The sequence below is a fragment of the Pseudomonas sp. WS 5410 genome (assembly GCF_012985645.1).
Classification (GTDB): domain Bacteria; phylum Pseudomonadota; class Gammaproteobacteria; order Pseudomonadales; family Pseudomonadaceae; genus Aquipseudomonas; species Aquipseudomonas shahriarae.
Genome location: NZ_JAAQWS010000008.1, coordinates 208425 through 228821, shown reverse-complemented (window position 1 = coordinate 228821; position 20397 = coordinate 208425). Strand labels below are relative to the sequence as shown.

Sequence of the window (20397 nt, the reverse complement as noted above, 5' to 3'; positions counted from 1 at the left end):
GCACGGCTTTACAGGCGTCAAGGAAATGGCCAAAACAGTCATGCAACTTGAGGGGTTTGACCATTGTGCCTTTTGAACTCTGCGCTCCAGTATTTGCTGGCGTTTTCGGTCCCCGATAATAATTCGAAGAGGGAATAGGCGGGCCTTGCAAGGTGGTGACTTTGCGAGTCGACGCCAGTCGCTGTGCAGGTGTTTAGACTGTGCTTTTGCGGGCAATTTGTTATCTTGCCGGACCTGCCAGGCCAAACCAGCACTGTTGCGGATTCCTGATCTGACCTAATAAGAGAAGCCTTGCCATGACCACAGTGCCTTCAAGCATTGCGCCGCCCGCACGACCGCTGAACCGCAACGACTACAAAACCCTGTCGCTGTCCGCCCTGGGGGGCGCGCTGGAGTTCTACGACTTCATCATCTTCGTGTTCTTCGCCACTGTGGTCGGGAAACTGTTTTTCCCCGCCGACATGCCCGAATGGCTGCGCCTGATGCAGACCTTCGGCATCTTCGCCGCCGGCTACCTGGCGCGGCCGCTGGGCGGGATCATCATGGCGCACTTCGGCGACCTGCTGGGGCGCAAGAAGATGTTCACCCTGAGCATCTTCATGATGGCGGTGCCGACCCTGATCATGGGCCTGTTGCCGACCTACGCGCAGATCGGCCTGTGGGCCCCGATCCTGTTGTTGCTGATGCGCGTGATCCAGGGCGCGGCGATTGGTGGAGAAGTGCCGGGCGCGTGGGTTTTTGTTTCTGAACATGTACCGCCACGCCATATTGGCTATGCCTGCGGCACCCTGACCAGCGGCCTGACCGCCGGGATCCTCCTGGGTTCGCTGGTGGCCACCGCGATCAACACGATCTACACCCCGGAGCAAGTGTCGGACTACGCCTGGCGGATCCCGTTCCTGTTGGGCGGTGTGTTCGGCCTGTTCTCGGTGTACCTGCGCCGCTGGCTGCACGAAACCCCGATCTTCGCCGAAATGCAGCAGCGCAAGACCCTGGCCGCCGAGCTGCCATTGCGTGCGGTCCTGCGTGACCACCGTGGCGCCATCGTGCTGTCGATGCTGCTGACCTGGCTGCTGTCGGCCGGCATTGTCGTTGTGATCCTGATGACCCCGACCGTGCTGCAGACCATCTACCACTTCAGCCCGACAGTCTCGTTGCAGGCCAACAGCCTGGCGATCGTCACCCTGAGCCTGGGCTGCATCCTCTCCGGCGCACTGGCTGACCGCTTCGGCGCCGGGCGCGTGCTGATCGCCGGTTGCGCGTTGCTGCTCGCGACCTCGTGGACGCTGTATCACAGCCTGCTGGACCACCCAAACTGGTTGTTCCCGCTGTACACCCTTACCGGCCTGTTCGTCGGCGTGGTCGGCGTGGTGCCCTACGTGATGGTCAAGGCCTTCCCACCGGTGGTGCGCTTCAGCGGCCTGTCGTTTTCCTACAACGTTGCCTACGCGGTGTTCGGTGGTCTGACGCCGTTGGTGGTGTCGCTGCTGATGAAAGAAAGCCCGATGGGCCCGGCGTACTACGTCGCCGTGATCTGCACGATGGGGATGCTGGTGGGTGCCTACCTGTGGAAACGCGGGCGTTGATCCTGGCAAGTCCCCTGTAGGAACCGGCTTGCCGGCCATGGCGCTCCTTGAACGGCGCACAATTCAAGGGCCCCATTGCCGGCAGTCGGCTCTTACAACGTTTACAGAGTATTTCTGAATAACCGCAACTCCTCGCTTCGCCCCCGCATTTACTCAGCTTCTCTCCCGCATCCGCTTTTCCTGCCAATACTGGCCTTTCATCTAATTGTCATATTCCAGACATAGAGTGTTCACACGGCCTACCGATACTTGGCCCCGATCCAACTATCCCTATCTGCTAGGAGTAAGGCATGAAACTGAAGCGTTTGATGGCGGCAATGACTTTTGTCGCTGCTGGCGTAGCCACTGCCAACGCGGTCGCCGCTGTTGACCCTGCGATCAAGCCCTACACCAAGACCTCTGGTGTATCGGGCAACCTGTCCAGTGTCGGCTCCGATACTCTGGCCAACCTGATGACTCTGTGGGCCGAGAACTACAAAAAAGAATACCCGAACGTCAATATCCAGATTCAAGCCGCCGGTTCTTCCACCGCGCCGCCTGCACTCACCGAAGGCACCGCTAACCTGGGCCCGATGAGCCGCAAGATGAAGGACAACGAACTGCAGGCTTTTGAGCAGAAGTACGGCTACAAGCCGACTGCTATCCCGGTGGCCGTGGACGCCCTGGCTGTGTTCGTACACAAGGACAACCCGATCAAGCACCTGACTATGGCTCAGGTCGACGCCGTGTTCTCGTCGACTCGTCTGTGCGGTGCCAAGGCTGACGTCAAGACCTGGGGCGACCTGGGTGTGACCGGTGACCTGGCCAACAAGCCGGTGCAACTGTTCGGTCGTAACTCGGTATCCGGCACCTACGGCTACTTCAAGGAAGAAGCCCTGTGCAAAGGTGACTACAAGCCCAATGTCAACGAACAGCCAGGTTCGGCTTCGGTCGTGCAGTCCATCAGCTCCTCGCTGAACGGCATCGGTTACTCGGGCATCGGCTACAAGACCGCCAGCGTGAAAACCGTGGCCCTGGCCAAGAAAGAAGGCGGCGAGTTCGTCGAAGACACCGAAGAGAACGCCCTGAACGGCAAATACCCGCTGTCGCGCTTCCTCTACGTGTACATCAACAAAGCCCCGAACAAGCCTCTGGCCCCGCTGGAAGCCGAGTTCGTGAAACTGGTTCTGTCCAAACAGGGCCAGGAAGTTGTAGTGAAAGACGGCTACATCCCACTGCCAGCTAAAGTGGTCGAAAAGACCCTGGCTGAGCTGGGTCTGAAAGAAGGCAAATAAGCCTGCATTACCTGGTGTAGACGCATGCTCTTGTGTGAGAGCGGGCTTGCCCGCCCTCACAACAAGCGTGCCTACACCCCTAATTTTTCGGTCCGCTGCCAGCCCTGCTACGCGGCGGATTTCTTGCGTCACTGCATTGTCATCTTTCTGTCATACAGGATCGCTAGGGTGTGCGCATGAATGATCTGGCCAATTCCACCATGACGACGACTTCTCCTCCCAAGCGCATTGACTTCAATACGCCTGAGCTGCAACGCAAGCGCCGCATCCGCGCGCTCAAGGACCGCCTGACCCGTTGGTACGTGCTGGTCGGCGGTCTCGCCGTCCTCGGCGCTATCACCCTGATTTTCTTCTTCCTGGCCTACGTGGTCGGGCCACTGTTCCAGGGTGCCAGCCTGACCAAGGACGAGGCCCTGACGCCTGCCTGGATGCAGGATGCCGGCAAGCCGTTGCTGATCTCGCTGGAAGAACAGAACCAGGTCGCCATGCGGGTTTCCGACAAGGGCCAGGCATTGTTCTTCACTGTCGACACCGGCGCTGAGCTCAAGCGGGTCGACCTGGCTCTGCCGGCCGGCGCCAGTGTGGTGTCCATCGGTGAAGACCAGCCGGGCAGCCCGCTGGTGATCCTCGGTCTGTCCAACGGCCAGTCCCTGGTGTTCCGCCACACTTATAAAGTGTCCTACCCGGACGGTAAGAAGACCATTTCGCCGGAAATCGAATACCCCTACGGCGAAGCGCCGATGGTGCTCGATGAGGCCGGTCGTCCGCTGGAGCATGTGGCCCTCAACGCCACCGACACCACGCTGGTCATTGCCGGTTCCTCTGGTTCGCACCTGAACGTGCTGTCGGTGAGCCGCGAAGAAAACATGATGACCGGCGAAGTGGTCAGCGAGCAGAAGCGCATCGACTTGCCGCAAATGACTGAGCCTGTGAAAGCGATCTTCGTCGATCCGCGCCAGCAATGGCTGTATGTGATCAACGGTCGCGCCCTGGCCGATGTGTTCAGCCTGCGCGACAACAGCCTCAACGGTCGATACAAGTTGTTGGAAGATGGCAGCGCCGAAATCACCGCCAGCACCCAGCTGGTGGGCGGTATCTCGCTGATCGTCGGCGACTCCAAGGGCGGCCTGGCACAGTGGTTCATGGCCCGCGACCCGGATGGCGAGCAACACCTCAAGCAGATCCGCACGTTCCAGATGGGCAGCACACCCGTGGTGGAAATCACCGCTGAAGAGCGTCGTAAAGGCTTTACCGCCCTGGATGCCTCCGGCAACTTCGGTGTGTTCCACAGCACCGCGCATCGCACCCTGCTGGTGGACCCGGTTGTAGAAGGCCAAGGCATCTTCGGCATGTCGCCACGGGCCAACCGTGTGATCGTCGAAGCCGGCGGCAAGCTGCAGCCGTTGGCCCTCGACAACCCACACCCGGAAGTGTCCTGGAGCGCGTTGTGGAGCAAGGTCTGGTACGAAAACTACGACGAGCCTAAATACGTCTGGCAATCGACCGCCGCCAACAGCGACTTCGAACCCAAGATGAGCCTCGCGCCACTGACCTTCGGTACGCTCAAGGCCGCGTTCTACGCCATGTTGCTGGCTGCACCACTGGCCATTGCCGCGGCGATCTACACCGCCTACTTCATGGCCCCGAGCCTGCGCCGCAAGGTCAAGCCGGTGATCGAACTGATGGAAGCGATGCCGACGGTGATCCTCGGCTTCTTCGCCGGCCTGTTCCTGGCGCCGTATGTCGAAGGGCACCTGCCGGGGATTTTCAGCCTGCTGATGTTGTTGCCGATTGGCATCCTGGTGGCTGGTTTTGCTTTCAGCCGCCTGCCTGAGTCGATCCGCCTGCGGGTTCCCGATGGCTGGGAAAGTGCGATGTTGATCCCGGTGATCCTGTTTGTGGGCTGGCTCTCGCTGTACATGAGCCCGTACCTGGAAACCTGGTTCTTCGGTGGCGACATGCGCATGTGGATCTCCCACGACCTTGGCATCACCTACGACCAGCGCAACGCCCTGGTTGTCGGCCTGGCCATGGGTTTTGCGGTGATCCCGAACATCTACTCCATCGCCGAAGACGCCGTGTTCAGCGTACCGCGCGGCCTGACCCTGGGTTCCCTGGCCCTGGGCGCCACGCCTTGGCAGACCATGACCCGCGTTGTATTGCTGACCGCCAGCCCAGGGATCTTCTCGGCGCTGATGATCGGCATGGGCCGTGCGGTGGGTGAAACCATGATCGTGCTGATGGCCACGGGTAACACCCCGGTCATGGAGATGAACCTGTTCGAAGGCCTGCGAACGCTCGCAGCCAACGTCGCGGTGGAAATGCCCGAGTCGGAAGTGGGCGGCAGTCACTACCGGGTGCTGTTCCTCTCGGCGCTGGTACTGCTGTTGTTTACCTTCGTCATGAACACCCTCGCCGAGCTGATCCGTCAGCGTCTGCGCAAGAAATACTCGTCGCTTTAAGAAAGGTAGAAGTCTGTGAAACAGAACTCCCTGAATGGATGGTTCAAGAGCGGCGCCCCCGGCGTCTGGATCAGCGGTGGCGCGGTGGCCATCGCGGTCATCATGACCATTGGTTTGCTGGCTGTGATTGCCGTGCGCGGCTTGGGTCACTTCTGGCCGGCTGACCTGATCCAGGCCAACTACGGCGTGCCGGGCCAGGCCAACCACATCGTCATCGGCGAAGTGGTACAGAAAGAACAAGTGCCGCGCGAGCGCCTGAAAAGCGCTGGCCTGCCGGTGCCGGACGAAGGTCCGGAGTTCATGACCCGCGAGCTGATCAAGGTCGGCAACCGTGACTTGAACGGCAATGACTTCACCTGGATCGTCGGCGAGTGGCTGACCAACCAGACCACGCCTGCCGAGTTGATGGTCATCGAGCGTCGTGAGTGGGGCAACTTCTACGGCACCCTGGTCAACGTCAAGCAGGATGGCAAAGTCATCGCCGAAGGCGAGGCTGCGTGGCCAGAGCTGCAGGCGCGGGTTGAGCGGGTGAACAAGCTGGCTGCCGATCTCAAGACCCTTGAGAAAGTCGACATCGGCGCGATCAACGCCGGTCTCGAGCGCATCCGCCTGCACGGTCGCAAGCTGGAGCTGGACGGCAAGCTCGACGCCGCCGCCCAGGCCGATATGGATGCCGATCGCGCCGAGCTGAATGCCCGTTACCAGGCCGTCGAAGCGCGCCTGACCGACCTGCACGCCCAGTTCAACCGCGACAGCCTCACGGCCCGCGATGCCAACGGCAAAGAGTTGGAAATCAATATTGGCCACGTGGTGCACGCCTACCAGCCGAACGCCATGGGCACCCTGACCAAGATGGGTTTCTATGTCAGTAAGGTCTGGGAATTCCTCAGCGATGACCCACGGGAAGCCAACACCGAAGGCGGGATTTTCCCGGCGATCTTCGGCACCGTGATGATGACCTTGATCATGGCGATGATCGTGACCCCGTTTGGCGTACTGGCGGCGGTCTACCTGCGTGAATACGCCAAGCAGAACACCTTGACCCGCATCATCCGTATCGCGGTGAACAACCTGGCGGGCGTCCCGGCGATTGTCTACGGCGTGTTCGGCCTGGGCTTCTTCGTCTACGTGCTGGGTGGTTCGGTGGATCGCTTGTTCTTCCCCGAAGCCCTGCCGGCACCAACCTTCGGTACGCCGGGCCTGTTGTGGGCTTCGTTGACCCTGGCGCTGCTGGCGGTGCCGGTGGTGATCGTGGCCACTGAGGAAGGCCTGGCGCGAATCCCACGCACCGTGCGTGAAGGTTCCCTGGCACTGGGTGCAACCAAGGCGGAGACCCTGTGGAAAATCGTCCTGCCCATGGCCAGCCCGGCGATGATGACCGGCATGATCCTCGCCGTGGCCCGCGCCGCGGGTGAAGTCGCACCGCTGATGCTGGTGGGTGTGGTCAAGCTGGCGCCGTCGCTGCCGCTGGACGGCAACTACCCGTACCTGCACCTGGACCAGAAGATCATGCACCTGGGCTTCCATATCTACGACGTCGGCTTCCAGAGCCCCAACGTCGAAGCGGCCCGCCCGCTGGTGTACGCCACCGCGTTCCTGCTGGTGCTGGTGATCGCCACGCTGAACCTGTCGGCGGTATGGATTCGTAACCACCTGCGCGAAAAATACAAGGCGCTGGACAGCTGATTGAATTGAACGCGGACCTAATGTGGGAGCGGGCTTGCTCGCGAATGCGGTGTCTCAGTAATAGATTGGTTGACTGACCTGACGCTTTCGCAAGCAAGCCCGCTCCCACAGGGAACCGAGTTGGAAACAGATTTGAGGTAAACCGCAAGGCCCACTATGAAGCCGCGGTTCAACGAAACGAATTGGTAGCACAGGGAGCATCCCATGCAACATGAAACCCATTCCCACGGCATCAACATGTCAGCCCTGGGTCGCGACAAGCAGAGCCTGAGCCTGGCCGAAGAAACCGTGGCCATCGAAGTTCCGGGCCTGAGCCTGTACTACGGTGAGAAGCAAGCGCTGTTCGACGTCAGCATGAACATCCCCAAGCAGCGCGTGACCGCCTTTATCGGCCCGTCGGGCTGCGGCAAGTCCACGCTGTTGCGCACCTTCAACCGCATGAACGACCTGGTGGACGGTTGCCGTGTGGAAGGCGCGATCAACCTCTACGGCAGCAACATCTACCGCAAGGGCGAAGATGTGGCCGAGCTGCGTCGCCGGGTGGGCATGGTGTTCCAGAAGCCCAACCCGTTCCCCAAGACCATCTACGAAAACGTGGTCTATGGCCTGCGCATCCAGGGCATCAACAAAAAGCGCATCCTCGACGAAGCAGTGGAGTGGGCCCTCAAGGGCGCGGCGCTGTGGGATGAGGTCAAGGACCGCCTGCACGAATCGGCCCTCGGCCTGTCCGGCGGCCAGCAGCAGCGTCTGGTGATTGCCCGGACCATCGCCGTGGAGCCGGAAGTACTGCTGCTCGACGAACCGTGCTCGGCACTCGACCCGATCTCGACGCTGAAAGTCGAAGAGCTGATCTACGAGCTCAAGTCCAAGTTCACCATTGTCATCGTGACCCACAACATGCAACAGGCGGCACGGGTTTCCGACTACACCGCGTTCATGTACATGGGCAAACTGGTGGAATTCGGCGATACCGATACCCTGTTCACCAATCCGGCGAAGAAGCAGACCGAAGACTACATCACCGGTCGTTACGGCTAGGAAGCTGTGGTTCTGATTGCACTGACGCTGCGGTTCTCCGCACCTTACCGGACGCTCCAAGGACGCCAACATGATTAGTAAAGAAGGCCTTACCCACCACATCTCCGCGCAGTTCAACGCCGAGCTTGAGGAAGTGCGCAGCCACCTCCTGGCCATGGGCGGGCTGGTGGAGAAGCAAGTCAACGACGCGGTCACCGCGCTGATCGAGGCCGACTCGGGCCTGGCCCAGCAAGTGCGCGAGATCGACGACCAGATCAACCAGATGGAGCGCAACATCGACGAGGAATGCCTGCGCATCCTCGCCCGTCGCCAGCCGGCGGCGTCCGATCTGCGTTTGATCATCAGCATTTCCAAGTCGGTGATCGACCTCGAGCGTATCGGCGACGAAGCCACCAAAATCGCCCGTCGCGCTATCCAGTTGTGCGAAGAAGGTGAAGCGCCACGCGGTTACGTCGAAGTGCGCCACATCGGCGACCAGGTGCGCAACATGGTGCGCGACGCGCTGGATGCCTTTGCGCGCTTTGACGCCGACCTGGCATTGTCCGTGGCCCAGTACGACAAGATCATCGACCGCGAGTACAAGACCGCCCTGCGTGAGCTGGCGACCTACATGATGGAAGACCCGCGCTCTATCTCGCGGGTGTTGAGCATCATCTGGGTGCTGCGTTCCCTGGAGCGGATCGGCGACCACGCGCGCAATATCTCGGAATTGGTGATTTATCTGGTGCGCGGCACCGACGTACGGCACATGGGCCTCAAGCGCATGAAAGCCGAAGTTGAAGGCACAGCCGATCAAATCCCTAATGTTCCGGCCGAATCTGACGATAAGTAAGATTGCCCGAGAAATAAACGCCCGACCTCTGGTCGGGCGTTTGCGTTTGTGGCGTATGAGTTTTGCGCTGCGGGCGGCTGTAAAGTCCCGGCGTGACTGACGAGTTTTTGGCAAAATGCCATCAGTTAAGCGTTTTGCTTGCCGGGGTTTTGAGAGGATGAAGGGTCGATGAGTAAAGTCAGTGTATTGGTGGTGGATGACGCCTCGTTTATTCGCGACCTGGTGAAGAAGTGCCTGCGTAACTACTTCCCCGGTATCAAGATTGAAGATGCGGTGAACGGCAAAAAGGCCCAGGCCATCCTGATGCGCGAAACCTTCGACATGGTGCTGTGCGACTGGGAAATGCCGGAAATGTCTGGCCTGGAACTGTTGACCTGGTGCCGTGAGCAGCCTCAGCTCAAGTCCATGCCGTTTGTCATGGTCACCAGCCGCGGCGACAAGGAAAACGTGGTCCAGGCCATCCAGGCCGGCGTCTCCGGTTATGTCAGCAAGCCGTTCACCAACGAGCAATTGCTGAACAAGGTCAAGCAGGCCCTGAACAAGATCGGCCGCCTCGACGCCTTGCTGGCCAGCGCGCCGACCAAGATGAACTCGGCCTTTGGCAACGACTCCCTCAGCGCCCTGACCGGCGGCAAGCCCGAAGCGGTCAAGCCGGCCCCGGTGGCCGCGCCGAGCAAAGGTTTGCTCAACAGCCCGGCAGTGCAGCCCACCGCCGCCCCCTCGGCCGCCAGCGGTCGCGGCCAGGGCCAACTGCGCCTGTCCAGTGGCACCCAGCAATGTGTGATCAAGGGCCTGAGCATCAAGGAGGCGCTGCTGGTGGTACGCCGGGGCGACGTCCTGCCACAAGTGCTGGAAAGCGCGGTGCTCGACCTTGAACAAGGCGAGAACGCCGAAACCGCACGCCTCAACGGCTACCTGCACGCCATCGTCGCCTACGAGCCGCGCCCTGACAGCGACTGGCTGCAACTGACCTTCCGCTTTATCGACCAGGACGCGCAGAAGCTCGACTACATCTCCCGGCTGATTGCCCGAGGCACCGCGCAGAAGCATTTTGTGCCGGGTGCCTGAAGCAAAACCTCGATCACCTGTAGGCGCTGGCTTGCCAGCGATCTCGGTCTGTCTGTCGCTGCATCAGTGACAGGCAAGCCGACGCCTACAGGGGTCGTTAGTCCACACAACATTGTCATGAACCCTTGCTAGCCTGCCGTTCAGTCATACCCGGCAGGTTTATCCGATGCTTGTGCGTTTTATGTTGTTTTGTGGCCTGTGCGCGGTCGCCTCATCGACCCTGGCCATGACCCTCTATCGTTCCACCGATGCCCGTGGCGTGGTGTTTTTCAGCGACCAGAAGACTCCTGGCGCCCAGGCGTTTGTCTTCCAGGAGCGCCGGGTGGCGCCGGTAAAGCGCCAGGCGCTTGATCCTCAGCCGCCACGTCACCTGCGGCCCGCCCAGTTCCAACGTTACTCCTTGCCCTGGCGTGGCGGTCCGTTCCGCCTGACCCAGGGCCCTGGGGGCACGTTCAGTCACTCTGACGTCAAGAGTCGCTACGCCATGGATATCGCCATGCCTGAGGGCACGCCGATCATCGCTGCGCGGGGCGGCTTGGTGGTGAAGACCGAGAACAACCAAGCCGGGCGCGGCAGTGACCCTTCGGGCAACTTCGTGCGGGTGTTGCACGATGACGGCACCCAGGGCGTGTATCTGCACCTCAAGCAAGGGTCGGTCAGCGTCAGGGACGGGCAGCGCGTGGGGGTGGGCAGCCTGCTGGGGCTGTCGGGCAATACCGGCAACAGCAGCGGGCCACACCTGCATTTTGTGGTGCAGCGCGATACGGGGGCGGGGTGGGTGTCGATTCCGTATGAGTTCACGCAGCCGGTACAGGCCTTGCCCAACTTTGCGTCGGGGTTGTAGGAGCCGGCAAGCCGGCTCCTACAGGGGCTCAGTCGAGCATCAGGACCTTGGCCAGCACGATTTTCGGGCCTTTCATCTTCTTGATGATGATCCGCAGGCCTTCCACTTCCAGCACTTCTTCCTCTTCCGGCACCCGGTTGAGGGTGTCGTAGATCAGGCCGGCGAGGGTTTCGGCTTCGATGTGGTCCAGGTCGATGCCCAGCAGGCGCTCGATCTTGAACAGCGGCGTATCACCACGCACCAGCAGCTTGCCCGGCTGGTAGGCAAGAATGCCGCGCTCGGCCTTGCGGTGTTCGTCCTGGATATCGCCCACCAGCACTTCCAACACGTCTTCCATGGTCAGGTAGCCGATGATGTTGCCGTCGGCTTCCTCTACCAGGGCAAAGTGCGCGCCGCCCTTGCGGAACTGCTCGAGCAGTTGCGACAGCGGCATGTGCCGGGATACGCGCTCCAGTGGGCGGGTCAGTTCGGCCAGGTTGAACGACTCGGGAATATGGTCCAGGGCCGCCAGTTCCAGCAGCAGGTCCTTGATGTGCAGCAGGCCGACAAACTCACCCCGCACCGGGTCGTACACCGGGTAGCGGCTGAATTTGTGGCGGCGGAACAGTGCAAGGATTTCCTTGAGCGGCGCGTTGAAGTCCAGGGTCACCAGGTCTTCCCGCGAGTTGGCCCAGTCCACCACTTCCAGCTCGCCCATTTCCACGGCCGAGGCCAGCACGCGCATGCCTTGGTCGCTCGGGTCCTGGCCACGGCTGGAGTGCAGGATCAGCTTGAGCTCTTCACGGCTGTAGTGGTGCTCGTGGTGCGGGCCGGGCTCGCCCTGGCCGGCGATGCGCAGGATCGCGTTGGCGCTGGCGTTGAGCAGGTAGATCGCCGGGTACATGGCCCAGTAGAACAGGTACAGCGGCACCGCCGTCCACAACGACAGCAACTCGGGCTTGCGAATGGCCCAGGACTTGGGGGCCAGCTCACCGACCACGATGTGCAAGTAGGAAATCACGAAGAAGGCAGCGAAGAACGACACACCCTTGATCACTTCGGCCGATTCGACGCCCATGGCGCCCAGCATCGGCTCCAGAATGTGCGCGAAGGCCGGCTCACCGACCCAGCCCAGGCCCAGGGACGCAAGGGTGATACCCAGCTGGCAGGCCGACAGGTAGGCGTCGAGCTGACTGTGTACGGTGCGCAGGATCTGCCCGCGCCAGCCATTGGTGTGGGCGATCGCCTCGACACGGGTGGCGCGCAGTTTGACCATGGCAAATTCCGCCGCAACGAAGAAACCGTTGAGCAGTACCAGGATCAGTGCAAAAAGAATCATGCCGAAATCGGCGAAGAGTGTCGCGAGGGTGATACCAGGGGAAGGGTCCATGATGGGGTTTTGCGGGTTCCGTGTATTCAAAAAGGGGTGATGGCTGTGCCTCAAGGGCGGGCACAAGTCAGGCAATGTAGCGGCTGAAGGGGCGCTTGCCTAGTGGCGGCTGCCGGGTGGAACCGTGAATGCCTGCTGCAGCGGGCTTATGCGGGAGCTGGCTTGCCTGCGATGCAGGCGCCTGGCGCTTACAGAAGCACTGAGGTGATGCTATCGCAGGCAAGCCCGGTCCCACAGGCGGTGGGGGGTATTTTCAGATTAATCCTTCACCGCGATTGTTTGCGCATGGGTGACCTGGGTCGGCGCGAAGTGGCAGGTAAAGGTGCTGCCGTGGCCCAGCACACTGCTGATTTCCAGGCGGGCCCGATGACGCAGCAACACATGCTTGACGATCGCCAGGCCCAGCCCGGTGCCGCCGGTGTTGGAGTTACGGCTGGAGTCGACGCGGTAGAAACGCTCGGTCAGGCGTGGCAAGTGCTTGCTGTCGATACCAATCCCCGAATCCTGCACGCTCAGGTGCGCCCCTTGGTGATCGGCCCACCAGCGGATGCGGATCGTGCCTTTGTCCTGGGTGTACTTCACGGCGTTGAACACCAGGTTGGAAAAGGCGCTGCGCAACTCGCCCTCGCTGCCCTTGAGCAGCACCGATGGGTCGGCTTCCAGGGTAATGATCTGGCCGCGCTCGCCGGACAGGGCCTGGGCATCGTTCTTGATGGTCTGCAGCAGGCCCTGTACGGCCACGGGGTGGTTGTCCGAGGGGTAGTCGGTGGCTTCCAGCTTGGCCAGCAGCAGCAGGTCGTTGAGCAGGGTCTGCATGCGTGAGCCTTGTTGCTGCATTTGCTGCAAGGCACGGCTCCAGCGCGGGTTGACCTCTTCGACGTTGTCCAGCAGCGTCTCCAGGTAGCCACAGATCACGGTCAGGGGCGTACGCAATTCGTGGGAGACGTTGGCGACGAAATCCTTGCGCATCTGTTCCAACTGATGGATGCGGGTGACGTCGCGCACCAGCATCAAATGCTCGTTGTTGCCGTAGCGCGTGAGGTACAGCTGGATGCGCACCCGGTCGTTGGTGGGCGAGGGGATTTCCAGGGCTTCCTCATAGTTTTCCTGCTCGAAGTATTCCTTGAAGCGCGGATGGCGTACCAGGTTGGTCACCGGCTGGCCGCTGTCCTGGGGCGTCTTCAGGCCCAGCAGGGTCTCGGCGGCGCGGTTCCACCATTCCAGGTTGCCGTCGCTGTCGAGCATGATCACCGCGTCCTTGAGCGCGGCAGTCGACTCCTGGACCCGGTCGATCACCGCCTGCAGGCGGCCACGTACCCGCTGATCGCGGCGTTGCAGGTGGTAGATGCTGTCAAACACCTCGCCCCACAGGCCGTAGCCGTCGGGTGGTGCCTCGTCGGGTTTGTGCTGGCGCAGCCATTCGTGCAGGCGCAGCAATTGCTTGAGGGTCCAGCCCAGGTAAAGGCCCAGGCCAATGGCCAGGCTCCAGCCGTAGTAGCCGCTGATCAGGCCCACCAACAGGCAGCCGGTGACCAGCAAGAGCATGTGGCGGATCAGGGTGCCATGCCAGTTTTGATTCACTTGAACATGCGTCCTTGTCGGCTGTTAAGTCTGGGTGGGGTTGGCTCAGCCCTTGGTGGAAAACCGATAACCGGTACCGCGCACGGTTTGTACCAGATTCTCGTAGGCATCGCCCAAGGCTTTGCGCAGGCGGCGGATATGCACGTCCACGGTGCGTTCCTCGACATACACATTGCCGCCCCACACCTGATCGAGCAATTGCCCGCGGGTGTAGGCGCGCTCCTGGTGGGTCATGAAGAACTGCAACAGGCGGTATTCGGTGGGGCCCATCTCGGCAGGTTTGCCGTCGATGGTCACGCGGTGGCTGATCGGGTCCAGCAGCAGGCCACCGACTTCAATCGGTGCCTCGCCATCGGTCGGGCCGGCACGGCGCAGCACGGCCTTCAGGCGGGCAACCAGTTCCCGTGGGGAAAATGGCTTGGTGATGTAGTCGTCGGCGCCGACTTCCAGGCCCTGGATCTTGTTGTCCTCTTCGCCCTTGGCGGTGAGCATGATGATCGGGATATCCCCGGTCAGCTCATCGCGCTTGAGGCGTCGGGCCAATTCGATGCCGGAGGTGCCGGGCAGCATCCAGTCCAGCAGGATCAGGTCCGGCTTGCGGTCGACGATAATGGCGTGGGCCTGCTGGGAGTTCTCTGCCTCCAGGCAGTCATAGCCGGCCATTTCCAACGCAACGGCGATCATTTCGCGAATGGGCGCTTCGTCGTCAACGATCAGAATGCTCCTGCCAACCATGCTAAGTCCTCTTGTCATTTAACTGTCTTGCGCCGCATTAGATAACGGAATTATTGCAGTCGTGTGACAGTATTTTACTGGCCTGCGCAATAGGCGTGGTCCTGAACTACGCTTTGAGTCCGAATCCTGACAACCGCAAAAGGAAGGTTCCGATGAATCAACGTACTTTTTCCTGGAAAGCTCTGCTGGTCACAGCGGCGTTGACCCTGCCAACACTGGCTTTCGCGGCAGAGCCCGCCATGACTAAAGACGGGATGTTGGTGGATCACAAGGAGATGACCCTCTACACCTTCGCCAAGGATGCCGACGGCAAGTCCATGTGCAATGACAAGTGCGCGACCAACTGGCCGCCGTTGAAGGCCGAGTCCACCGATAAACCGATGGGCAAGTGGACCGTGATCACCCGTGACGACAACACCAGCCAGTGGGCCTATGGCGGCAAGCCGCTGTACACCTTCATCATGGACAAAAAAGCTGGCGACGCGACCGGCGACGGCAAAATGGACGGCGCCTGGAAGATCGCCAAACCCTAAGCCATTACTGTGGCATGCGGGCTCCTCGTGATGAGGGTGCGGCCCGCTCGCCACGTTTATCGCAGGGCGTAGTCAGCGACAATCCCGAGGAAGATCGCCAGCCCTGCCCAATGGTTGTGCAAAAACGCCTTGAAGCACTTCATCCGGTCCCGATCCCGGGTGTACCAGAACTCCCAGGCAAAACACCCTGCTGCCGCCAGCAACCCCAGGTGGAACCAACCGCCCAGCTCGAAGCGTGAGCCCGCCAGCAGCAGACACAGCAGCGCCAAACCCTGCAGGGTGAGGATGATCATCCGGTCGGCATCGCCAAACAGGATCGCGGTGGATTTGACGCCGATTTTCAAATCGTCGTCGCGGTCAGTCATCGCGTAATAGGTGTCGTAGGCCACCGTCCACAGCAGGTTGGCGATATACAGCAACCATGCAATGGCTGGCAGGCTGCCGGTCTCGGCGGTAAACGCCATGGGCATGCCCCAGGAAAACGCCGCGCCCAGCACCACTTGCGGGTAATAGGTGTAGCGCTTCATGAACGGGTAGCTGACCGCCAGCGCCAGGCCGCCCAGGGACAGCCAGATGGTCGCGGCGTTGGTCAGCAGCACCAGCACAAAGCTGATGCTCATCAATACGGCAAAAAACACCAGGGCTTCTTTCGAGCTGATCTTGCCGCTCGCCAACGGGCGTTGCGCGGTACGCTTCACGTGGCCGTCGACCTTGCGGTCAGCCCAGTCATTGATCACGCAACCCCCGGCTCGGGTCAGCGCGACGCCGAGCACGAAGATCACGATATTGCTCAACGAAGGCGAGCCCTCGCCGGCAATCCACAACGCCCAGAGGGTGGGCCACAGCAGCAGATAGATGCCGATGGGCTTGTCCATCCGCGTCAGTTGCACGAAGTCCCAGGCCCGTGGGTTCAGGCGGTTCAGGGATTGGAGCAGGCGCTGGTACATCAGCCATTCTCCGCAGATTGCTGCACCGCTTGCCACAGGCTCGGCAGGAACACTTCCGCCACCAACACGCTCAACGCCCCGCGATCAAAACGCGAGCGCCGCGCCCATAAGCCACTGGCCTGATCTGCCTTCGGCAGCCGGGCCCGTGGGTAATGGCAGACTTCGATGGCCTGGCGGCTGAAGGCCCGGTCACAGAACAGCAGCTCACCCAGGGAGCGGCTGCCCAACTCATCCATATGCAAGCCATCGCCCTGCAAGGCACTGCGCGCTGCAACGCTGCGGGCGAAGACCCAGGCCTGGCCGTGACCGCGTAAATACACCTCGCGCACCCAGCCAATACTGGCGACGGGTAGGTCGAGGGCGGCGCATTCGTCGTCTCGCAGGGGCTGCCAGCCTTCGTACAATGGCGTGACACTGAAGCCGTCGTTGGACAGGTGCGTCAGGCGGCGGGTCAGAGAGCCCTCATCGAACAGCCAGTCGAGGGCAGGAGGCGGAGGCAGGGGGTGCAGAAGGCTCTGGTTCAGCCATTGGCAAGCATCGGGAACGGCAATCGAATGCGGCACGGGGAGTCATTATTGGCAGTTAATGAGGCGCCGAGCTTACCATGCTCACCCGGATTTTTGCCGGGTTGCGCCAGGACATTGGGTCGAACGTGCTTGCATCTGGGCGCCCCGATCAGTACAAAACGCCCTGAGCCGCACAGCAATGCTGGATCTATCGACTGTCGGCCAGTACGCCTGGACCCTGAGGAAGTAAGTAATGAAGAAGTGGCAATGTGTAGTCTGTGGCCTGATCTACAACGAAGCGGACGGATGGCCGGATGACGGGATCGCCCCCGGCACCCTGTGGCAGGACGTCCCGGAAGACTGGCTGTGCCCGGACTGCGGCGTCGGCAAAATGGATTTCGAAATGATCGAAATCGGTTGATTCGCTGAATTTAAGAAACGTACTACAAGGAGAATGGAATGAGCGCACCTGTCGTGATCATCGGTACGGGCTTGGCCGGTTACAACCTGGCTCGGGAGTTTCGTAAACTCGACAGCGAAACTCCGTTGTTGCTGATCACCGCGGATGACGGGCGTTCCTACTCCAAACCCATGCTCTCCACCGGCTTTGGCAAAAACAAGGACGCCGATGGCCTGAGCATGGCGACCCCAGGCGCGATGGCCGAGCAACTCAAGGCCGAAGTGCGCACCCATACCCGCATCAGCGGCATCGACCCTGGCCACAAGCGCCTGTGGATCGGCGAGGAGGCGGTGGTCTACCGCGACCTGATCCTGGCCTGGGGCGCCCAGACGGTACAGGTACCGGTCGAGGGCGATGCCGCTGATCTGATTTTCCCGATCAACGACCTGGAAGACTACGCGCGCTTTCGCCACGCCGCTGCCGGCAAGCGTCGTGTGCTGCTGTTGGGCGCGGGCCTGATCGGCTGTGAGTTTGCCAACGACTTGATCCTGGGCGGCTACACCATCGATCTGGTGGCACCGTGCGAGCAAGTCATGCCGACCCTGCTGCACCCGGCCGCGGCCGCAGCAGTGCAAGCCGGGCTGGAAGGCCTTGGGGCACGCTTCCACCTGGGGCCGGTGCTCAACCGCCTGCAACGCACGGTGGACGGCCTGGAAGCCCATCTGTCCGATGGCACGGTGATCGAGTGCGACCTGGTGGTCTCCGCCATTGGCTTGCGCCCACGGGTGGACCTGGCGGCTGCGGCCGGCCTGCAAATCAACCGTGGAATCATGGTTGACCGCCACCTCAAGACCTCCCACGCCAATATCTACGCCCTGGGCGACTGCGCCGAGGTCGATGGCCTAAACCTGCTGTACGTCATGCCCCTGATGAGCTGCGCCCGCGCCCTGGCCCAGACCCTGGCGGGCAACGCCACGGCGGTCAACTACGGGCCGATGCCCGTCACGGTGAAAACCCCGGCGTGCCCACTGGTAGTCTCGCCGCCACCACGGGGCCTTGAAGGCGTGTGGAGCGTCGAAGGGCAGGGCGGTGACATCAAGGCCTTGTGCCGCGATGCCAGCGGGCGCCTGCTGGGTTACGCCCTGACGGGCACTGCGGTCATGGAAAAACTGGCCCTAAATAAGGAACTTCCGCCTCTGCTGGCGTAAATGCTGGTCGTTCTGTCGGAATAAGCACCTTTTTCCCCCTAGAAAGGTCGCCGCGAGACTGGCGCAGGCACCAATGGCATGCCATTCTCACTCCCGTCTGCCGCAGAGTAGAGCCTGCGGCGCCTTGGCGCTGCTCCAGCAGAGAGCAGCACGGACATAACAACAAAAAACCGTCAAAGAGGCTTCACCTATGCGTAAACCAGAACTCGCAGCCGCCATTGCAGAAAAAGCAGACCTGACCAAAGAACAGGCCAACCGCGTCCTCAACGCCGTTCTTGAAGAAATCACTGGCGCCTTGCACCGCAAGGACAGCGTCACCCTGGTTGGTTTCGGCACCTTCCTGCAGCGCCACCGCGGCGCCCGCACCGGCAAAAACCCGCAAACCGGTGAGCCGGTGAAAATCAAGGCGAGCAACACCGTAGCGTTCAAACCGGGCAAGTCGCTTAAAGATAGCGTCAACCCGTAAGCACGGCACCGTCTCGAAGGGAGGCGGGGAGGTATGAAAAATGGGCACGCTGACTGGGTTGGGTGCCCATTTTTATTTGCTCTTGAACAGCAACTGCATGCTGTACGCTGCCTTGTTTACACGTTCAAGTGCAATGTTTCTATCAGCTCGCAAGTCTTCCGGTAAATCAAAGTGCCCCATGCATTCGTTTTCCCCGATGGCTTCTCGTAGATGAGTAATTACGCGAAAAACAACATGGTCCCTTCGCCAACAGAGGGAATGCTCTATCCCCGAAAGTTGTTCTGCGGTCGCTGGATGGCTGATACCACCCATCCAGATTCGCCTTTATAAAGGCAAATTGGATTTTCTCGTAATGGGAGTTGGGTTTTTTATACCCCGGATCACTGAAAAGTATCTTCCAGCTTGGAATGCCCGACGAGCGCAGGCTGCAGAATATCGGCCTGAATAATCGGCGCGACGTGTCTACTATCCTCGATAGAGGCAGGGATCTTTGTACAAAAATGGGCGAACACCTCGATCAAATGGCCGAGCGCTGGTGGTATGAGCTCAATGTAGCGTGCGATCACGAAGCCCGGTTCATCGTTTGCATTGACGGCCGGAAAGTAAAATAAATCGCCGGGCTTAGGTGCTGTCAGATCCGTCATGAATTGGGTTAGTCGCAATAAATAAAAACATTCAGTTTTTTGCTATAAGCACTTTGAAGGAACTTGACTAGATCTTTCAATTCGCTGGAGTTTAAGTTTTTTAACTTTGTCGCTTTTTCGATTTCAGTCACTAAAGGTAGAATTTCGCCGAATAGAATACTTGTGTCGGCGTAATAATCAGAAAATTTGTGCGTCTTTGGGAAATCTTTTCTTGGTGCTGATGCGCCCATAAGAGCGCCATGGGTAGATTCACTCAAGCAAAAAACTGGAGTGTTCTCATTAATGTCTTTCTGATTTTCTGCTGCCATAAAGTCAAGGGGCATAAAAATTTCCGTGTTGGACGGGACGAATATCACAGCACTTTATCAAATGAGGATCGTGATCTGTCAGGTTATCTCTAAATATCTTAAATAAATATTTAAGCTTTTTCCTGTGCCCGGCGGAATAATTGAGAATTTTAAGGGGCAGCGCTCAAGGAGTAAAAAGGTTAATGCGGGAGTTTCTTTGAATTGGCATTTGTAATTTACGAATTAAATGATAAGAATAAGTGATTCTGTCGTTTGTTTTTGAGCGTTCGTGATGTTTTTTGTATGAGTTGTTATTTTTCTGTTAGGTCTGAATTTATTATGGTCATACCTATCCTCGGGATAGCGTAAACCAAATAAGCAGTCAATTACTGTATCGACATTTTTGCCATAGTCCTCAGGGAACCCGATTTTTTCAGCAAGAGCTACGTACAGTTGATCCACGCCTTCTATTTTAGAAAAGTCCAGTTCAATAATCTCTTTTATATTCACAAATTTCACCTGCCAAGGTTGATTTCTATGAATGAAATCATGGGGATTGGAGTGTAATGGACTTTAAATAAAATAGTCCCGTTTTCCCCTTTGGTAAGTTTGCTCGCTTACTATCAGCTGGCCACTTTGCTCTTAAAAAGGCAAGGTGTTTTTGATGGCTGAAAGTTTCTCCACTATGGCACCTCTGCTGATTAAGTGACTCAATGCTTCATCGAGACTCGGAAATGTCAGTATTTCTTCGTTTTCATCATCTTCAATGACTTCCATTTGGGACTCGTCTATTGAGAAAAAATAGGTGTAATACAGATTGTTCTGTTTTTTTATGGCGTATTGAAATAGAAATGAGGCCCCATCTATTTCACGTCTTTCCTCGTAGCCTCGGCGTTTCCCAGCGTTGAGTGCCTCTATGAGATTGTTCATA

The 20397-nt window shown here is 59.6% G+C and carries 21 protein-coding genes; 12 read left to right on the top strand and 9 right to left on the bottom strand.

All coding sequences use genetic code 11. The features are described from left to right. The first annotated feature begins 305 nt into the window (after positions 1-305). From HBO24_RS14550 to HBO24_RS14515, 8 genes are all read left to right on the top strand, one after another. Positions 306-1586: an MFS transporter gene (locus tag HBO24_RS14550; RefSeq protein WP_169955454.1), complete on the top strand. Its 1281-nt coding sequence runs from the start codon at positions 306-308 to the stop codon at positions 1584-1586. Between the two features lie 290 nt (positions 1587-1876). After that, positions 1877-2860: a phosphate ABC transporter substrate-binding protein PstS gene (locus HBO24_RS14545; RefSeq protein WP_057440542.1), complete on the top strand. Its 984-nt coding sequence runs from the start codon at positions 1877-1879 to the stop codon at positions 2858-2860. 428 nt (positions 2861-3288) lie between these two features. Continuing rightward, the gene (locus tag HBO24_RS14540) at positions 3289-5322 is read left to right on the top strand and encodes an ABC transporter permease subunit (protein ID WP_169960158.1); all 2034 of its coding nucleotides are present in this window, start codon (positions 3289-3291) and stop codon (positions 5320-5322) included. A gap of 15 nt (positions 5323-5337) precedes the next feature. Continuing rightward, positions 5338-7008, top strand: coding sequence for a phosphate ABC transporter permease PstA (pstA, locus tag HBO24_RS14535; protein WP_170044637.1), 1671 nt, complete (start codon positions 5338-5340; stop codon positions 7006-7008). Positions 7009-7212: 204 nt separating this feature from the next. After that, complete coding sequence (gene pstB, locus HBO24_RS14530) at positions 7213-8046, top strand: phosphate ABC transporter ATP-binding protein PstB (protein WP_029289934.1); 834 nt, start codon at positions 7213-7215, stop codon at positions 8044-8046. 70 nt (positions 8047-8116) lie between these two features. After that, positions 8117-8878 carry a phosphate signaling complex protein PhoU gene (phoU, locus tag HBO24_RS14525; RefSeq protein ID WP_057961181.1) on the top strand — a complete coding sequence of 254 codons (762 nt, stop codon included), beginning with the start codon at positions 8117-8119 and terminating at the stop codon, positions 8876-8878. Between the two features lie 168 nt (positions 8879-9046). Further along, a complete protein-coding gene (locus HBO24_RS14520; protein WP_057961180.1) occupies positions 9047-9946 on the top strand; it encodes a response regulator in 900 nt (299 codons plus the stop codon). Positions 9947-10112: 166 nt separating this feature from the next. Further along, positions 10113-10790, top strand: coding sequence for a M23 family metallopeptidase (locus HBO24_RS14515; RefSeq protein ID WP_057961179.1), 678 nt, complete (start codon positions 10113-10115; stop codon positions 10788-10790). A gap of 28 nt (positions 10791-10818) precedes the next feature. Here the strand turns inward: HBO24_RS14515 and HBO24_RS14510 are convergent, their stop codons facing one another. The 3 genes from HBO24_RS14510 to phoB form a co-directional block, all read right to left on the bottom strand. Further along, complete coding sequence (locus HBO24_RS14510; protein WP_057440537.1) at positions 10819-12159, bottom strand: hemolysin family protein; 1341 nt, start codon at positions 12157-12159, stop codon at positions 10819-10821. 258 nt (positions 12160-12417) lie between these two features. Further along, complete coding sequence (phoR, locus tag HBO24_RS14505) at positions 12418-13704, bottom strand: phosphate regulon sensor histidine kinase PhoR (RefSeq protein ID WP_178112044.1); 1287 nt, start codon at positions 13702-13704, stop codon at positions 12418-12420. Positions 13705-13785: 81 nt separating this feature from the next. After that, positions 13786-14475 (bottom strand): phosphate regulon transcriptional regulator PhoB, encoded by a 690-nt coding sequence (gene phoB, locus HBO24_RS14500; RefSeq protein WP_003176964.1) that lies wholly within the window; start codon positions 14473-14475, stop codon positions 13786-13788. 152 nt (positions 14476-14627) lie between these two features. Between phoB and HBO24_RS14495 the strand changes: the two genes are divergently transcribed. Continuing rightward, on the top strand, positions 14628-15008 hold the full coding sequence (locus HBO24_RS14495; RefSeq protein WP_057444223.1) for a hypothetical protein: 381 nt from the start codon (positions 14628-14630) through the stop codon (positions 15006-15008). Between the two features lie 56 nt (positions 15009-15064). Here HBO24_RS14495 and ubiA read toward each other — a convergent pair whose 3' ends face one another. Together ubiA and HBO24_RS14485 are read right to left on the bottom strand one after the other, a co-directional pair. Next, positions 15065-15955, bottom strand: a complete 891-nt coding sequence (gene ubiA, locus HBO24_RS14490; protein WP_057440536.1) for a 4-hydroxybenzoate octaprenyltransferase — start codon at positions 15953-15955, stop codon at positions 15065-15067. Then, positions 15955-16518, bottom strand: coding sequence for a chorismate lyase (locus HBO24_RS14485; RefSeq protein WP_170059925.1), 564 nt, complete (start codon positions 16516-16518; stop codon positions 15955-15957). Before HBO24_RS14485 ends, ubiA begins: the two co-directional genes overlap by 1 nt. Before the next feature lie 196 nt (positions 16519-16714). Between HBO24_RS14485 and HBO24_RS14480 the strand changes: the two genes are divergently transcribed. The 3 genes from HBO24_RS14480 (at position 16715) to HBO24_RS14470 (ending at position 18535) form a co-directional block, all read left to right on the top strand. After that, positions 16715-16882 carry a rubredoxin gene (locus tag HBO24_RS14480; protein WP_032856748.1) on the top strand — a complete coding sequence of 56 codons (168 nt, stop codon included), beginning with the start codon at positions 16715-16717 and terminating at the stop codon, positions 16880-16882. Positions 16883-16920: 38 nt separating this feature from the next. After that, positions 16921-18069, top strand: coding sequence for an FAD-dependent oxidoreductase (locus tag HBO24_RS14475; RefSeq protein ID WP_057961176.1), 1149 nt, complete (start codon positions 16921-16923; stop codon positions 18067-18069). 190 nt (positions 18070-18259) lie between these two features. Next, positions 18260-18535, top strand: coding sequence for an HU family DNA-binding protein (locus HBO24_RS14470; RefSeq protein WP_003213368.1), 276 nt, complete (start codon positions 18260-18262; stop codon positions 18533-18535). Positions 18536-18915: 380 nt separating this feature from the next. Here the strand turns inward: HBO24_RS14470 and HBO24_RS29595 are convergent, their stop codons facing one another. The 4 genes from HBO24_RS29595 to HBO24_RS14450 all read right to left on the bottom strand — a co-directional run bounded on the left by HBO24_RS29595 (position 18916) and on the right by HBO24_RS14450 (position 20396). Next, positions 18916-19179: a hypothetical protein gene (locus HBO24_RS29595; RefSeq protein WP_225923827.1), complete on the bottom strand. Its 264-nt coding sequence runs from the start codon at positions 19177-19179 to the stop codon at positions 18916-18918. A gap of 8 nt (positions 19180-19187) precedes the next feature. Further along, the gene (locus HBO24_RS14460; protein ID WP_120734352.1) at positions 19188-19502 is read right to left on the bottom strand and encodes a hypothetical protein; all 315 of its coding nucleotides are present in this window, start codon (positions 19500-19502) and stop codon (positions 19188-19190) included. Between the two features lie 207 nt (positions 19503-19709). After that, positions 19710-19976, bottom strand: a complete 267-nt coding sequence (locus HBO24_RS14455; protein ID WP_162947778.1) for a barstar family protein — start codon at positions 19974-19976, stop codon at positions 19710-19712. A 132-nt stretch (positions 19977-20108) separates the two neighbouring features. After that, entirely contained in the window at positions 20109-20396 is a 288-nt protein-coding gene (locus tag HBO24_RS14450) for a hypothetical protein (protein WP_128593294.1), read from the bottom strand. Position 20397: the final 1 nt, after the last annotated feature.

What these genes read in the sequence shown, in the direction of transcription:
- HBO24_RS14540 (WP_169960158.1), top strand. Translation starts at nt 3,289, where the DNA reads ATGCAGGATGCCGGCAAGCCGTTGCTGATCTCGCTGGAAGAACAGAAC.
- pstB (WP_029289934.1), top strand. Translation starts at nt 7,213, where the DNA reads ATGCAACATGAAACCCATTCCCACGGCATCAACATGTCAGCCCTGGGT.
- HBO24_RS14510 (WP_057440537.1), bottom strand. Translation starts at nt 12,159, where the DNA reads ATGGACCCTTCCCCTGGTATCACCCTCGCGACACTCTTCGCCGATTTC.
- phoB (WP_003176964.1), bottom strand. Translation starts at nt 14,475, where the DNA reads ATGGTTGGCAGGAGCATTCTGATCGTTGACGACGAAGCGCCCATTCGC.
- HBO24_RS29595 (WP_225923827.1), bottom strand. Translation starts at nt 19,179, where the DNA reads ATGACGGATCTGACAGCACCTAAGCCCGGCGATTTATTTTACTTTCCG.
- HBO24_RS14460 (WP_120734352.1), bottom strand. Translation starts at nt 19,502, where the DNA reads ATGCCCCTTGACTTTATGGCAGCAGAAAATCAGAAAGACATTAATGAG.
- HBO24_RS14515 (WP_057961179.1), top strand. Translation starts at nt 10,113, where the DNA reads ATGCTTGTGCGTTTTATGTTGTTTTGTGGCCTGTGCGCGGTCGCCTCA.
- HBO24_RS14520 (WP_057961180.1), top strand. Translation starts at nt 9,047, where the DNA reads ATGAGTAAAGTCAGTGTATTGGTGGTGGATGACGCCTCGTTTATTCGC.
- HBO24_RS14470 (WP_003213368.1), top strand. Translation starts at nt 18,260, where the DNA reads ATGCGTAAACCAGAACTCGCAGCCGCCATTGCAGAAAAAGCAGACCTG.
- HBO24_RS14450 (WP_128593294.1), bottom strand. Translation starts at nt 20,396, where the DNA reads ATGAACAATCTCATAGAGGCACTCAACGCTGGGAAACGCCGAGGCTAC.
- HBO24_RS14545 (WP_057440542.1), top strand. Translation starts at nt 1,877, where the DNA reads ATGAAACTGAAGCGTTTGATGGCGGCAATGACTTTTGTCGCTGCTGGC.
- HBO24_RS14475 (WP_057961176.1), top strand. Translation starts at nt 16,921, where the DNA reads ATGAGCGCACCTGTCGTGATCATCGGTACGGGCTTGGCCGGTTACAAC.
- HBO24_RS14495 (WP_057444223.1), top strand. Translation starts at nt 14,628, where the DNA reads ATGAATCAACGTACTTTTTCCTGGAAAGCTCTGCTGGTCACAGCGGCG.
- HBO24_RS14480 (WP_032856748.1), top strand. Translation starts at nt 16,715, where the DNA reads ATGAAGAAGTGGCAATGTGTAGTCTGTGGCCTGATCTACAACGAAGCG.
- ubiA (WP_057440536.1), bottom strand. Translation starts at nt 15,955, where the DNA reads ATGTACCAGCGCCTGCTCCAATCCCTGAACCGCCTGAACCCACGGGCC.
- phoU (WP_057961181.1), top strand. Translation starts at nt 8,117, where the DNA reads ATGATTAGTAAAGAAGGCCTTACCCACCACATCTCCGCGCAGTTCAAC.
- phoR (WP_178112044.1), bottom strand. Translation starts at nt 13,704, where the DNA reads ATGCTCTTGCTGGTCACCGGCTGCCTGTTGGTGGGCCTGATCAGCGGC.